This is a genomic window from Halomonas alimentaria (genome assembly GCF_009902005.1).
Taxonomy (GTDB): Bacteria; Pseudomonadota; Gammaproteobacteria; order Pseudomonadales; family Halomonadaceae; genus Halomonas; species Halomonas alimentaria.
Genome location: NZ_WUTT01000001.1, coordinates 415,217 through 429,014 on the forward strand (window position 1 = coordinate 415,217; position 13,798 = coordinate 429,014).

The 13,798-nt window shown below is 68.5% G+C and carries 16 protein-coding genes; 13 read left to right on the forward strand and 3 right to left on the reverse strand.

The window, feature by feature from the left end; genetic code table 11:
• Positions 1 to 15 precede the first annotated feature (15 nt).
• On the reverse strand, positions 16 to 2,964 hold the full coding sequence (gene rapA, locus GRB96_RS02015) for an RNA polymerase-associated protein RapA (protein WP_161430209.1): 2,949 nt from the start codon (positions 2,962 to 2,964) through the stop codon (positions 16 to 18).
• Positions 2,965 to 3,154: 190 nt separating this feature from the next.
• Positions 3,155 to 3,958: a TlpA family protein disulfide reductase gene (locus tag GRB96_RS02020; RefSeq protein WP_161430210.1), complete on the reverse strand. Its 804-nt coding sequence runs from the start codon at positions 3,956 to 3,958 to the stop codon at positions 3,155 to 3,157.
• A 138-nt stretch (positions 3,959 to 4,096) separates the two neighbouring features.
• Between GRB96_RS02020 and GRB96_RS02025 the strand changes: the two genes are divergently transcribed.
• From GRB96_RS02025 to GRB96_RS02035, 3 genes are all read left to right on the forward strand, one after another.
• Positions 4,097 to 4,327 (forward strand): hypothetical protein, encoded by a 231-nt coding sequence (locus GRB96_RS02025; RefSeq protein WP_161430211.1) that lies wholly within the window; start codon positions 4,097 to 4,099, stop codon positions 4,325 to 4,327.
• Complete coding sequence (locus GRB96_RS02030) at positions 4,317 to 5,795, forward strand: SLC13 family permease (RefSeq protein WP_161430212.1); 1,479 nt, start codon at positions 4,317 to 4,319, stop codon at positions 5,793 to 5,795. The genes GRB96_RS02025 and GRB96_RS02030 overlap by 11 nt, the downstream gene beginning before the upstream one ends.
• Before the next feature lie 123 nt (positions 5,796 to 5,918).
• A complete protein-coding gene (locus GRB96_RS02035; RefSeq protein ID WP_161430213.1) occupies positions 5,919 to 6,344 on the forward strand; it encodes a universal stress protein in 426 nt (141 codons plus the stop codon).
• A gap of 226 nt (positions 6,345 to 6,570) precedes the next feature.
• Here GRB96_RS02035 and GRB96_RS02040 read toward each other — a convergent pair whose 3' ends face one another.
• Positions 6,571 to 7,356 carry a S24 family peptidase gene (locus tag GRB96_RS02040; RefSeq protein ID WP_161430214.1) on the reverse strand — a complete coding sequence of 262 codons (786 nt, stop codon included), beginning with the start codon at positions 7,354 to 7,356 and terminating at the stop codon, positions 6,571 to 6,573.
• 163 nt (positions 7,357 to 7,519) lie between these two features.
• On the opposite strand from GRB96_RS02040, the gene GRB96_RS02045 reads away from it, so the two are divergent.
• Genes GRB96_RS02045 through GRB96_RS02090 form a run of 10 tightly spaced genes read left to right on the forward strand, consistent with a single transcriptional unit; the run spans position 7,520 to position 13,797 of the window.
• The gene (locus tag GRB96_RS02045) at positions 7,520 to 7,876 is read left to right on the forward strand and encodes a helix-turn-helix domain-containing protein (protein WP_161430215.1); all 357 of its coding nucleotides are present in this window, start codon (positions 7,520 to 7,522) and stop codon (positions 7,874 to 7,876) included.
• 2 nt (positions 7,877 to 7,878) lie between these two features.
• Complete coding sequence (locus GRB96_RS02050) at positions 7,879 to 8,316, forward strand: hypothetical protein (RefSeq protein WP_161430216.1); 438 nt, start codon at positions 7,879 to 7,881, stop codon at positions 8,314 to 8,316.
• On the forward strand, positions 8,313 to 10,394 hold the full coding sequence (locus GRB96_RS02055; protein WP_161430217.1) for a DNA-binding protein: 2,082 nt from the start codon (positions 8,313 to 8,315) through the stop codon (positions 10,392 to 10,394). The genes GRB96_RS02050 and GRB96_RS02055 overlap by 4 nt, the downstream gene beginning before the upstream one ends.
• Positions 10,395 to 10,432: 38 nt before the next feature.
• Positions 10,433 to 11,155: an AAA family ATPase gene (locus GRB96_RS02060; RefSeq protein ID WP_161430218.1), complete on the forward strand. Its 723-nt coding sequence runs from the start codon at positions 10,433 to 10,435 to the stop codon at positions 11,153 to 11,155.
• Positions 11,156 to 11,157: 2 nt separating this feature from the next.
• Positions 11,158 to 11,787 (forward strand): hypothetical protein, encoded by a 630-nt coding sequence (locus GRB96_RS02065; RefSeq protein WP_161430219.1) that lies wholly within the window; start codon positions 11,158 to 11,160, stop codon positions 11,785 to 11,787.
• Positions 11,784 to 12,185, forward strand: a complete 402-nt coding sequence (locus GRB96_RS02070) for a hypothetical protein (protein WP_161430220.1) — start codon at positions 11,784 to 11,786, stop codon at positions 12,183 to 12,185. The genes GRB96_RS02065 and GRB96_RS02070 overlap by 4 nt, the downstream gene beginning before the upstream one ends.
• Positions 12,182 to 12,502, forward strand: a complete 321-nt coding sequence (locus GRB96_RS02075) for a hypothetical protein (protein WP_161430221.1) — start codon at positions 12,182 to 12,184, stop codon at positions 12,500 to 12,502. The genes GRB96_RS02070 and GRB96_RS02075 overlap by 4 nt, the downstream gene beginning before the upstream one ends.
• Positions 12,499 to 13,110, forward strand: coding sequence for an MBL fold metallo-hydrolase (locus GRB96_RS02080; RefSeq protein ID WP_161430222.1), 612 nt, complete (start codon positions 12,499 to 12,501; stop codon positions 13,108 to 13,110). The genes GRB96_RS02075 and GRB96_RS02080 overlap by 4 nt, the downstream gene beginning before the upstream one ends.
• Positions 13,107 to 13,400, forward strand: coding sequence for a hypothetical protein (locus GRB96_RS02085; protein WP_161430223.1), 294 nt, complete (start codon positions 13,107 to 13,109; stop codon positions 13,398 to 13,400). Before GRB96_RS02080 ends, GRB96_RS02085 begins: the two co-directional genes overlap by 4 nt.
• A complete protein-coding gene (locus GRB96_RS02090) occupies positions 13,387 to 13,797 on the forward strand; it encodes a hypothetical protein (protein ID WP_161430224.1) in 411 nt (136 codons plus the stop codon). The genes GRB96_RS02085 and GRB96_RS02090 overlap by 14 nt, the downstream gene beginning before the upstream one ends.
• Position 13,798: the final 1 nt, after the last annotated feature.

Sequence of the window (13,798 nt, forward strand, 5' to 3'; positions counted from 1 at the left end):
CGGGGACAGCCCCGTCTACCTTGTTTCTTCCCCTACAGTCACGATCACCCGCACGGCGTCCAGGCGCAGGCGGGTGCCCTCGATGGCCTCGTCCAGAGCGGCGCGCTCGGCGCGCAGCGCCGCGAGCTCGTCGTCGCGCACCGCCGGGTTGCGCCGCGCTAGGGCGGTGAGGCGTGACAGCTCGCCATCGAGTTCCTCGCGCATGCGCCCCTGGGCCGCCTCGACGATGGAGGGCAGTTCGCGCTCCGCCTCGCCCTCGCCGCGGTCGAGCAACTCGCGCAGCTGTTCCAGGCGGCTGCGGATCAGGTCCCGGGCCATCGCCTTCTTGACCTTCTGCAGATTCTTCGAGAGCCCGGTGAAGGAGATCTTGTCGGTCAGGTTGGCGCCGGACTCGTCGAGCAGCACGCGCACCGCGGTGGGCGGCAGGAAGCGGTTCAGGTGCAGCTTCTTCGGCGCCGGGCAGTGGGTGCGGTAGATCAGCTCCACCATCACCCGCCCGGGCGGCAGCGACGGATGCCGGAGCAGCGCGAGTGCCGTGTTGCCCATGCTGCCGTCGAGGATGCGGCCCATCATCTCGCGCACCATGGGGTGTTCCCAGGAGAGCCGCTGGACGTCGTCCCGGGCCAGCGCCCGCGCCCGCGAGTAGGTGGCCGAGAAACCCTCCTCGCCCTTGGCCAGTCCCGGCAGGCCGTCGAGCATCTGCGGCCCGGCCACCAGGTGCTGGATGCCGCCGCCCAGCTCCTGGCTGTCGACGCCGAAGATATCCAGCGCCAGGTCCAGGTAGCGGGGCAGGGCACGGTCCTCGTCCAGTTCACCGATCGCCGCGGCCACCGCCTCGGCACGTTCGTGCCGGCAGGCATTGAGCTCCAGCAGGCGATTGCGGCCGGCCTCACGCTCGGTCAGGCGGCTCTCGAACAGCGCCCGGGTCTCCGTGATCACCTCCTCGAGGGCCTCGTCGTCGAGCAGGGCGTCGGCCAGGGCATCGCCGAAGGCATCGAAGATCTCGCTGCCGATGCCGTGGGGCGCGCTGAAGGAGTCCATGCCGTCGCGGAACCAGCGCAGCAGCTTCGCGCCGGGGCTGGCCGCGAACACCGGAACGTGGATCTCGATGGCGTGGCGCTGGCCGATGCGATCCAGGCGACCGATGCGCTGCTCCAGCTGGTCGGGATGCAGCGGCAGGTCGAACATCACCAGGTGGCGGCAGAACTGGAAGTTGCGCCCCTCGGAGCCGATCTCCGAGCACACCAGCACCTGGCAGCCCTCCTCCTCGTCGGCGAAGGCGGCAGCGGCGCGGTCGCGCTCCACCAGCGAAAGCCCCTCGTGGAACACCGGGGCGTGGTAGCCCCCCAGCACGCGCAGTGCCTCGGCCAGCCCCTCGGCGGTCTCGCGGTTATGGGCGATCACCAGCACCTTGTCGCCGGCCAGCCCCCCTGCGGCGTCATCGGCCAGTCGCTCGAGCAGCCAGCTGACCCGCGGGTCGATCTGCCACCAGGGTTCCCCGTTGAGCGGGTCGTCGGCCAGGGCGCGGTACATGGCGTCCAGGTAGATCAGCACCTCGGGGTGGTCGAGGCCGGTCTCGATCAGCAGGTCGTCGAGGTACTCCTCGTCGTGGCCCAGCTTGCGCAGCACCCGGCGATAGGCGGCGGGGGGCGCAAGCTCGGTGACATGCAGGCGCCGCTCGGGGAAGCCGCCCACGTGGCGGCGGCTGTTGCGGAACATTACCCGGCCGGTGCCGTGGCGGTCGAGCAGCTGGTCGCGCAGCTGGTGGCGGGCGGTGTCGCGCTGGGCGGCGTCGGCCTCGGGGTTGGCCAGGGTGGCGAGCAGCGCCAGGCTGTCGGGCTCGTCGATCACCGCGGCGATGCGCTCGCGGTCGGCATCCGCACCGGGCAGGCGCTCCAGGGCGTCGATCGCCTCGGCCACCTCCACGTAGTGGGACTCCTCCTCGCGGAAGGAGGCCAGGCTGTGGTAGCGGTCGGGGTCGAGCAGGCGCAGGCGGGCGAAGTGGCTCTCCATGCCCATCTGTTCCGGGGTGGCGGTGAGCAGCAGCAGGCCCTCGCTCTCGGCGGCCAGGCGCTCCACGCAGGCGTAGCCGGGGCCGACCTGCTCCTCGCTCCAGTCCAGGTGGTGGGCCTCGTCGACGATCAGCAGATCCCAGGCGCAGGCCTCTGCCTGGGACTGGCGGTGGGGATTGGCGAACAGCCAGTCCTGGCTGGCCAGCACCAGCTGGCCAGCCTCGAAGGGGTTGGTGTCGCCGTGGGCCTGGCTCTGCTGCTCGTCGAGCAGGGTCACCTCAAGGGCGAAGCGGCGCAGCAGCTCGACCAGCCACTGGTGGGTCAGGCTCGCCGGCACCAGGATCAGCGCCCGCTCGGCGCGGCCGGTGAGCAGCAGGCGGTGCAGGATCAACCCTGCCTCGATGGTCTTGCCCAGCCCCACCTCGTCGGCCAGCAGCACCCGCGGGGCGTGGCGGCGGGAGACTTCGTCGGCGATATACAGCTGGTGGGGGATCAGGTCGATGCGCGGGCCGGCCAGGCCCAGCGCCGGGTTCTGCTCCACGCGGTGATAGTGGTGCAGGGTGCGGAAGCGCAGGTCGAACCAGTCATTGCGGTTGACCTGGCCGGTGAGCAGGCGGTCGCGGGCCTGGTCGAACTGCATGCTGTCGGCCAGGCGCGCCTCGGGGAGTTCACGCAGCTCGCCCTGGTCATCCTCGCCGATGTAGACGATCAGGCCGCCGACCTCCTTGGTGTCATCGACGGTCAGCGTCCAGCCCTCGGCGGCGCGGATGCGGTCGCCACTACCGAAGGCCACGCGGGTCAGCGGTGCCTGGCGGCTGCTGTAGGTGCGGGTTTCCTGGCTGGCGCCAAACAGCACGGTGACGCTGCGGGCGTCGCAGCTGAGGATGGTGCCAAGGCCCAGTTCGGCCTCGCCGTCGCTGATCCAGCGCTGGCCGGGGGAGAAGTCGCTCATGATGCCTCGAGGATGCTGTAACAGGGTGCGCTCACGGCCGCGGGAAACGGGCGGCCCGGGGACAGGGCGCGGTATCTTACAGCAAAGCCCGTCGCGGCTTAAGCGTGGGACTACCTCGCAGGGCTATCCGCAGCTCAAGGCTTTCCCGGCGCCTTTCGCTATTGCCGGATGATTAGCCGTGATAGCCCTGCTACTTCTCCCGGCCCAGCCAGCTATCCAGCTGGGCGCGGGTGAGCTCGCCCACATGGCGCTCCACGGCGCGGCCTTCAGCATCGAACAGCACCGTGGTTGGGAGCCCCGGTGATTCGCTGAGCACCATCAGCTCCTGGTGGGGGTCGAGCAGGGCGTAGCGGAAGTCGAGTTCCTGGTCGTCCAGGTAGCGCACCACCTGCAGCAGCGACTCGCCCTGGTTGGCCACCACCACGGTGACATCCTCCCGGGCATCGGCCTCGGCTAACAGTGGCATCTCGCGCAGGCAGGGCGGGCACCAGGTGGCCCACAGATTGAGCACCACCCGCTCGCCCTCGAGCTCGCGCAGGTTGACCGTGTTGCCGTCGAGGTCCTCCAGGGCGATGTCGGGCAGTTGCTTGAGCACCATGCCGCCACCGAAGGGTGCCAGGGTGACGGTGGCCAGCCACAGTGCCGAGACCACCACCAGCATGGCCATGGCCCCCACCAGCCGGCCGAGGTGCTCGCGCAGCGCCCAGCCGGTCCAGATCAGCCCGGCCATCAGTCCCCACAGCCCGTGATAGCCCGGCTGCCACAGCTTGAGGGCGTCCAGCGGGGCGGCGGCATAGGCGTCCAGATGCAGGGCCACATGGCCGACCCTGGCGCCGATCAGCCAGGCCAGCAGCAGGCCATTGAACCAGCGGGCGTGGATGCGCCGTGGCAGGCCCAGCAGCCAGGCGCTGGTGGCGAGCAGCAGCAGGGCGGCGACGAAGGCGTAGAGGCGCGGCAGCGAGAGCAGGACGGGGCCGAGGGCGATGGCATCCATGGGGCGTGACTCCTTGAGGGCAGGGTCGGCGAGCGAGTGACGAGCGGTTACACTGTGGCGCAGCCGATCCCGGACCCCGCCAAGCCTACTGCCGGCGGACGGGACTGTCATCCGACGCATCCGCTACCGGGAGCCGCCATGGCCAAGTCCGCCTTCGACACCCTGCGTGCCCTGGCCATTGCCAGCCAGGCGCTGGGCTTCATCCTGATCATCACCCTGGAGACCGTGATGGGGGACGCCGCGCGCCCCTGGCAGGGCTGGACCCTGGCCGCCATGGTGGTGGCGGCACTGTGGATCGCCCTGGTGCGGCTGTATCGGCGCAACCGGGAACGCAAGGCCCGGCTCCGGGGCCTCGGCGATGACGACTGAGTCGCAGCAGGAGTCCCGGCTGGCGCGGCTCAAGGTGCCGCTCGGCCTGCTGCTGGGGCCGCTGCTGGCGGGGCTGCTGCTGATGCTGGGCGCCCCGGAGGGGCTGTCCGAACCGGCCTGGCGGGTGGTGGCGCTGACCGCCTGGATGGCCGTGTGGTGGGTGCTCGAGCCGGTACCCATCGCGGTGACGGCGCTGCTGCCGCTGGTGCTGCTGCCGCTGCTCGAGGTGGCGTCCATCGAGGATGTCGCCGCCCCCTACGCCAACCCGCTGATATTTCTCTTCCTGGGTGGTTTCCTGCTGGCCGAGGCGATCCAGCGCTGGGGGCTGCATCGGCGCATCGCCATGCTGGTGCTGCGCGTGGCGGGGCGCCGCCCCGATCACCTGGTGGCAGGCTTCATGGCCGCCACCGCCGCGTTGAGCATGTGGGTGAGCAACACCGCCACCGCGGCGCTGATGGTGCCTATCGGCCTCTCGCTGCTGGAGATGCTCAAGCAGCGCGGTGGCGAGGGGGGCAGCCATCATATGGCGCTGACCCTGCTGCTGGGGATCGCCCTGGGCGCCAATATCGGCGGCATGGGAACCCTGATCGGCACGCCACCCAATGCCCTGCTGGCCGGCTTCATGGCCGACAGTTATGGCATCGAGATCGGCTTCGCCCAGTGGATGGCGGTGGCGCTGCCTCCCGCGATGCTGCTGCTGGCGCTGTCCTGGTGGCTGCTCACCCGCTGGATCTACCCGGTGGGGCGCAGCGAGCTGCCCGGGGTCGCCGCCATGCTCGAGGAGCAGGCCCGCGACCTGGGGCGGATGACGCGCCCGGAGCGGCGGGTGGCGACCATCTTCGCCCTGGTCGCCCTGGCCTGGGTGTTTCGCCCACTGCTCGAGGCCTGGCTGGAGGTGCCGCTCAGTGATGCCGGCATCGCGGTTACCGCCGCCGTGCTGCTGTTCGTGGTACCGGCACGCTGGCGCCAGCGTCAGTTCCTGATGGACTGGGATGCCGCGGCCAACCTGCCGTGGGGTGTGCTGATCATGGTGGGTGGCGGGCTGAGCCTGGGGACCGCCATCGAGTCCAGCGGTCTGGCCGCGGCAGTCGCCGAGGGCCTGGCCGTGTTCGGAAGCTGGCCGACCTGGGGGCTGGTGGCCATGGTGGCGCTGGTGGTGATGGCGATGAGCCATATGACCAGCAACACCGCGACGGCCGCCGCCATCCTGCCGCTCACCGCCTCGCTGACGGTCAGCCTCGGCCACAGCCCGCTGCTGCTCTCGGTGCCGGTGGCCATGGCGGCGAGCTGCGCCTTCATGCTGCCGGTGGCCACCCCGCCCAACGCCGTGGTCTTCGCCAGTGGCCAGCTCAGCGTGGCGGAGATGGTGCGCGCCGGGGCACTGGTCAGCCTGGCGGCGCTGGTGGTGATCGTGGCGGTGGTCTTCGCCCTGGCGATGCCGCTGCTCGGCTTCGGCTGGGCGGCGTGACCCAGGCCCCTGGCCCGGAGGAGGTTTGACGCAGGACAAGGCGAAGCGGCGCTCGGGCACTATGCTGAAGTGAGAGGGGGAGTCACCGCCCCCGGTTCTTTCCGCCACTGCAGGAGACTTCTCATGTTCAAGACCATTCTGGTGCCCCTCGACGGTTCCGAGCACGCCATCAAGGCGCTGAATGTCGCTGCCTCTTTGGCGCGTGGCGGGACGGCGAAGCTGCACCTGATGACCGTGGCGGAGTTTCCGCCGGACAATATCGGGCTGTTCACCGGCGGCACCGCCGAACCGTTCTCCGAGGCGGAGCGCGAGAAGCTCGCTGCGGGCATGAAGGAGGAAGCCCACAAGGTGATCGAGCAGGCGCGTGACGCGGTCGACTTGAGCGGACTGGAGGTGGAGGAGAGCGTGCGCCAGGGGCGCCCTGCCGAGTTGATCAACGAGGAGGCCGAGAAGGTCACTGCCGATGTCATCGTGATGGGCAGCCGCGGTCTCAGCGACGTGCGTGGGATGATGTTCGGCAGCGTCTCCCACAAGGTCAGTGTGGGTTAGCAGTCGATATGGCACCGGCGAGGGAATGTGGGACAACAAACGATGAAGTGGGACTATTCGTGACGAGAAGTGCCGCAAGTGGCTGAAATACAGGCATCTTAGCGGGCCGGGCAGGGTATAAAGCAGGGGTCAGATAAACAGAACCGGTGCCAAAGGTGCGCGAATCAAGAAAAGGGCCGTCTCAATGCGAGGCGGCCCTTTTTGCTGGGTGTTTGGCACCGCTATGTCACAGCCAGCCCGCAGCCCAGACGGCGCGGCCGATGATCTCCAGCTCGTCGAGGCGATCGCGGGGAACCTGGATCTCCCGGTAGGCCGGGTTCTCGCTGATCACTGCCACCCCGTCGAAGCTGCGCTGCAGCCGCTTGGCGTAGAGGTGATGGTCCAAGCGGATTATGTAGATGCCTTCGCCCTCGATGGTCGTCCTGGTGTGGTCGATCAGAACGGTGTCACCCGCCTCGAGCACCGGCTCCATGGAATCGCCATCCACGCGGATCGCCGAGAGGTGCTCCGGGGTGAGGCCCTGCTTCCGCAGGCTGTGACGGGTAAAGGCCAGGTGAGTGAGCACCTGGCAGTTCTCGTTCCAGGCTCCATCTCCAGCGCTGCATTGAGCGTCGTAGAGGGGGACCAGAGCGTAGTCCTCAATGTCTAGGTGGTCCTCGAATGCACCGGAAGCCTTACCCAGATCGTGTAGCTCTGCCACGCCTGGCAAGGCGTGCTCTTGCTCATCTCCGGTGGCTGCGCACACCTTGTGCATCGCCCTAGCCATCTCATCGCCATAAGCCACCCAATCCAGTGATACCCCAGCAGCCATGCACAGCCTTGCGACTCCCGCAAGAACGGGTACTGACTCACCGGTGGTCCATCGGTTCAGCGTAGATACCGACACCCCAGCGGCTTTAGCCGCTGCCTTCCGGCTGCCGATGCGGTCTGCCACCTCAGCGATTCGAGTTCCGATTCCATCTGTGGGATTCGGAACCGGGTTTGGTTCTTTCTCGTCCAGTTCCGTTTCCATCTAAGCACCTGATTTCATTTGGTTGTCGCCAAGTTTGGTTGCGCCTCGGGCAATTTGAGGAAAGAGAACTCCAAATATGGGTTGATAGCTAACCAAGTTAGGGCTAGTGTTTATGGCAAGTGCCAGGTTAGACACGCCAGAAAAACGCCACCGAGGTGACGCCATGAAGCCCGACATTCCACGGAACCCCCATCAGCGCTGGGAATGGATCAAGTACCAGCTGCGTAGCAAGGGATCCAGCCTCAGCCGGTTGGCTGGTGAGCTGGAGGTGTCGGGTAGTGCCGTGCAGCTAGCCAAGTACGTCCCATACCCAAGAATGGAGCGAGCGATCGCAAAGAAGTTGTCTCTGGCGCCGACTCAGATTTGGCCAGAGCGCTGGAATGCCGACGGCACTCCGGCACGGCAGCGGCCCAATCGCGCGGAAAAGCGTGCCAGCACCACTTCATCTTCGCGCCGCTATTCCGCACAGGATAGCGACTCTAACGCTATCGCGCACCGTCAATTGGCGCGGGAGGCGTGACCATGAGACGTGTCAACGATACCGAAACGCTTGACCTCTTCGAGGTACCGCGCCCGGTGATCCCAACTCCGGGATGCGGCAACTATGCCGCCCTGGTGAGCGAGCTTGTGGGAGAGGTGCTCAAGGACACACCGGCGGATCGCCATGAGATCGCCGCCCAGATGAGCCGCCTCTCCGGCGATGACGTCTCCAAGCACATGCTAGACGCCTGGAGCTCTCCTGCTCGGGTCGATCACAACATCCCCCTTTACCGCGTGCCCCTGCTCGAGGAGGTGTGCCACAGCCATGCCTTCACCGACTGGCTGGTGCACCAGCGCGGCGGGCGCGTGGCCTATGGTCGCGAAGCGCTGGCGGCCGAGTACGGCAAGCGCCAGAGGATGATGGACCAGCTCAAGGCCGATATGCGCGAGCTGAAGCGGCTGATGGGAGAAGAGGAATGAACTGCCAGACCTCCAATCTCACCCGCGGGTGGTACACCGCCAGGGAGCTGGCCGGGCTGCCCGGCATGCCCGGCACCGATCGCGGCGTGAAGAAGGCTGCGGAACGCGAAGGCTGGGAAGGCCAACGTCGTCTCGGAACCAAGGCCCTGGAGTACGCCTTCGCCGTGCTGCCGGCGGAGACCCAGCAAGCGCTGATCGCCCGCAGTGTGGGCCATGGCGCGCCTGAGCCCGAGAACACCGAGCCCGCCGCAGAAGCTCAGCCAGCCGCGGTCGACACCCTGCGCCTCACCGATACCCAGCGCCGGGTGATGAGTGCCCGGGTCGCCTTCGTGCGCGAGATCGAGCGCATGAGCCAGCTGGTCAGCCAGCAGCAGGCCATCGAGACGTTAGTCGCCCTGGCCAAGGCCGGTGATCTAACGCCTTACCTCGCCGAACGTGTGGTGGTCGCCAACGACCGCAAGAGCGAGACCCGCACCCTTAGCGAGCGCACCCTCAAGCGTTGGGTTTCCGCCTTCAGGAAGGAGGGCGAGCGCGGCCTGGCGCCCAAGCGTCGCAAGGCGGACATGAGCATGCCGCCCTGGGCGGGGGAGTTCCTCAAGCGCTACCAGCGCCCGCAGAAGCCCAGCGTCGAGGCCGCCTACCAGCAGCTGGTCGAGCAGACCGAAGGCCCTCACCCCAGCATCCACCAGGTGCGCCGCTTCCTCGCCAAGCTCAGCCCCGAGGCCCGCGAGCGCGGCCGCATGGGCCCCCGCGAGCTCAAGGCCCTGCAGCCGTTCAAGCGCCGCAAGACCGAGCACCTGCTGCCCAACGACGTGTGGGTGGCCGACGGCCACACCTTCGATGCCGAGGTGATCAACCCGCTGACCGGCCAGGCCTTCCGCCCCGAGGTCACGATGATCATCGACTGGGCCACCCGCCGCATCGTCGGCTTCGCCATCAACCTCGCCGAGTCGACCCTCGCCACCCTGGACGCCCTGCGCGACGCCGTCAGCCGCGTCGGCATGTTCAACCTCTTCTACGTCGACAACGGCTCCGGCTTCGATAACGCCAGCGTCTATGAGGTGGTCGATCGTCTCGGCGGCACCATCACTCACTCGCTGCCCTACAACTCTCAGGCCCGCGGCGTCATCGAGCGTCCGCACCAGAGCATTCTGGTGAAGCTCGCCCGCGAGATGCCCAGCTATATCGGCGCCGACATGGACCCCGAGGCCGCCAATCGCGTGCACAAGCTCTCGCGCAAGGCGATCAAGGAAGGCCTCAAACCGGCGATGATCCCCACCTTCCAGGAGTTCTACGACCGGCTGAATGCCGCCCTGGATGCCTACAACTATCGGCCGCATTCCGCGCTGCCCAAGATCCGCGACCTGGAGACCGGCCAGCGTCGCCACCAGAGCACCATGGAGGCCTGGAAGAGCGCCGAGGCCGAGGGCTTCGAGGCGCTGACTGCGCCCGCTGATGTCATCGCCTCGCTGATGCGCCCGCAGGAGATCCGCAAGACCCACCGCGGCGAGGTGCGCTTCGCCGGTGGCCTCTACTTCCTGCGCGAGCTGGCCGACTTCCACGGCGACGAGGTGAAGGTGGCGTGGGACTACCGCGACGTCAGCCGCGTGGGCGTGTTCACCCTGGAGGGTGAGTGGATCGGCGAGGCTCTGCTCGACGGCAACGCCACCCCGGCGATGCCCGCCAGCATGATCCAGCGCGCCGCCGACAAGCGCGAGGCCGGCCAGCTCAACCGCCTGGTCAAGAAAGCCAAGACCATCACCGGCCAGGACGTCGAGATCCGCACCCTCGAGCCGGCCACCGAGAGCACCTATGACGATCGCCGCCTCGAGGCCGGCCGGGCCAAGGCCCGTGAGCTGGCCGCACCCCAGGCGGAGCGCTTCGAGATCCCCCGCGACCCCACCCAACGTTACCGCCTGTGGCAACAGCTGGACGCGCGTCAGCGCGCCGGCGAGGTGCTCGGCGAGCAGGAGAAGACGTGGTGGGCGAGCTACCCGAAGACGACAGGATTCCGCGCCATCCAGCGCGTGATGGATGCCGAGGGACGGCAATCCCCCGGCACCCGGCGGGCCATGTAAGCGCATGGCCCATGACACCCAAGCAAGTGAGGACTGATATGAGCGTCAACGCCATTGTACCACTGACCAACGTGGGCCTCCTGGCCACCGCCGTCGAGAACGTGATGAACCGGCCTCCCGAGCTGCCCGGGGTCGCGGTGATGTACGGCTTCAGCGGCCTGGGCAAGAGCCTGTCCGCCGCCTACACCGCCAACCTGCATCGCGCCTACTACCTGCAGTGCAGGGAATCTTTCACTCGCAAGGCCTTCGTGCAGGCGATGCTCCGCGAGATGGGCATCACCCCCATGAAGACGCTGAACGAGATGATCGACCAGGTCGCCGAGCAGCTCAGTCGGTCCGGCCGACCGCTGATCATCGATGACGTCCAGTACGTCATCGAGAAGAGCGCCGCCAACATCATCACCGACCTCTACGAGGCCAGTCAGGGCACCCTGGTGCTGATCGGCGAGGAACACGTGCCCACCGCCATGAGCAAGCGTCTGGAGCGCCTGCACAACCGGGTGCTGGAGTGGGTGCCGGCGCAGGAAGCCAGCCTCGACGACGTGCAGCTGCTGGCCGAGAAGAGCTATCCCGACATCGAGATCGGCGCCGACCTGCTCGAGCGGGTCAACACTCGGGTGCGCGGCTGCCTGCGCCGGGTCGCGGTCAACCTCTACCAGATCCACAGCGAGGCCCTGGCCAACGGCTGGGCCCGTGTCGACCTCGCTACCTGGGGCGATCGCGACATCCACACCGGCCAAGCGCCGGCACGGAGGGGCTGAGCATGTCACGCAAGCCCGTCCATCTCGAGGCCCAGGGCCCCAAGGGAGACCGCCAGGCCATGTGGGAGACCCTGCGCTGCCTGCACCTGTCCGGCGAGCCGATCACCATCCGTGACGTATGGCTGGTGCTACCGCCCGAAACCCCCAGGGGCCGCGTGCGCGATTACCTGGTGGGCCTGGAGCGCGCCGGCTACCTGGAGCGCCTGGCGGAGCCCAGCAAGAGCGGCGAGGCGGTGCGCTATCGCCTGGCCCGCGACGTGGGCGTGGAAGCCCCGCGGGTCACCAAGCAAGGCCGCCACGTCACCCAGGGCCTGGCCCGCGAGCAGCTGTGGCGCACGCTCAAGATCCTCGGCGAGTTCAGCGCCGCCGAGCTGGCCGATGCCGCCAGCACGCACCGGGTGCCGGTAGCCGAGGCCAGTGCCGTCGAGTACTGCCACTACCTGGAGCGCGCCGGCTACCTGCGCCTGACCCGCCAGGCCGGCCCCGCCGTAGCCGCCCGCTATCGGCTGGTGCCCAGCCGCTGGAGCGGTCCGCGCCCGCCGATGATCCAGCGCGTCAAGCAGCTGTTCGACCCCAACCTCGGCGAGGTGGTGTACAGCCGCGATCCCAGCGTGGAAGGAGGTGCCGAATGAGTCCCCGCAACCCTCGTCCGGTGGATCTTTCCGCCTGGGGCCCCGAGCCGCCGCGCTGGATCCGCCTGCTGGCCAGCGAGGTGCAGGCCAGCAACCGCACCGAGGCCGGCAAGCGCATCGGCATCTCGCGCACCGCCGTGTCGCTGTGCCTGGCCAACAACTACTCCAGCCCCAGCACCGCCGGCATCGAGCGCCGTGTGCTGGCCGCCCTGGATGGCCGCGACTGCCCCGCCCAGGGCCAGCGCATCAGCGCCGAGGCCTGCCGCGAGTTCCGCGACCGTCCGGCTCCCACCCACAACCCCATGGCGATGCGCATCTGGCGCACCTGCCAGGGCTGCCCGCACAACCCGAAGTGCGAGAACGGCCGCGGGCAGGACGCCAAGGGAGGTGAGTCATGACCGATGCCGCTCTGATCCCGGGCCCATCACACCCGGACATGTTCGATGACGAGAGCCCGATCATGCTCCCGCTCGATAAGCATCTGCAGGCTTACGAGGTGAGTGTGACCTACCTGGTTACCGAGCATGAGTCTCGCACTGTAGTCGTCGCCGCTCGGAACGAGGAAGAAGCGGCGCGGCTGGCTCAACAGCGGGTCGAGGATCACGCCTGCGAAGAAGATCACGACCACGACGTTGAGATGGTCACGCTCCTTGATCGTCCCGCTAATGCTGCCGAAAAGCGAGCCTGGCTGGCTCGCGATGGAGGTGACCAATGACCATCCGTGGCATCTGCCCCGAGTGTGGGCTCTCCGCCGAGCTGGCGGCGTTCGTCACCCAGGGCGAGCACAACCAGGCGCTGGCCGCCGCGCTGGAGATCCCCGCCATCCTCGGCCCGCGCGTGGTGCGCTACCTCGGCCTGCACCGGCCGCCCAGCCGGGCGCTGGCCGGGGCCAAGGCGGTGCGCCTGCTCACCGAGCTGCGCGACGTGATCGTCAGTGGTCGCATCGAGCGCAAGGGCGTCAGCCGCCCGGCGCCTCTGCAGGCGTGGATCGCCGCCCTGGACAAGCTCCTGGAGCGCCCGCCCAGCAAGCTACCGCTCTCCGGCCACGGCTACCTGTTCGAGATCGTCGCCAGCGAGGCCGACCGGCTCGACGCCGAGGCCGAGAAGCGCAAGGAAGAGGCCGTTAGAAGCGGGGCCAGCACGCCGCCTTCTAACGCCGTGCGCGAGCGCTCCACCGAGGACGTACTCGCCGAGCACCGCCGCCTGGCCGCCCAGGGCGGAAGGCCCCGGACCGGCGAGCAGGCAGCGGCCCCGCGCCGCGGCAAGCAATCCATCAGCCAACTGCTGGAGGGCGCGCCGCGCCCCGAGGAAGGCGAGTCATGAGCGAGCAACCCATCATCCGCAACCCCTACCAGGCGCCGCGCATCGCCTACCAGCCGCGCTACGCCTGCCCCCAGTGCGGCCCGCTGGGCAGCAACGAGTTCACCCTCGACCACCGCTGTGCCGACTGCAACCGCCCGGTGCTGGCCATCCGCAAGCTCGGCGAGCGCCACGACCGCGACATGGTCAGCCTGCCGCGCCGCGACCTGGAGCTGATCATTGAGCACTGCGGCTGCGCCTACACCCATACCGCCCTGAGTGAACTGCTGGAGGCCCATCATGCGGACCTATAGCGACGCCACCCTCGAGCACTACGCCGACCGCTTCATCGCCCTGCGCCTGGCGCGACACGGCGTCACCCTCGAGCAGTACCTGGCCAACCCGGCGCGCTTCGAGCGCCTGGCCCTGGAGCCCGAGCCCCCTCTGCCCGCCCAGCAGGCCGCCGCCCTGCGCCTGTGGTGGGCCTGGGATACCGGCCTGGCCCCTGCCGGGGCCAGCACCGCACCCACGGCGCTGCCCGCCAACTACCAGTGCTGGCGCGAGCTGATCGCCCAGTGGCGCCACGCCGAAGCCACCGTGGAGCGCGACATCGCCCATCTACCGCGCCGCAACGGCGCCTTCATCGAACCGCTGCATCACCACCGCTTCCCGCGCGGTGGCCAATCCGACTTCACCAAGCGAGGAGCCTGAC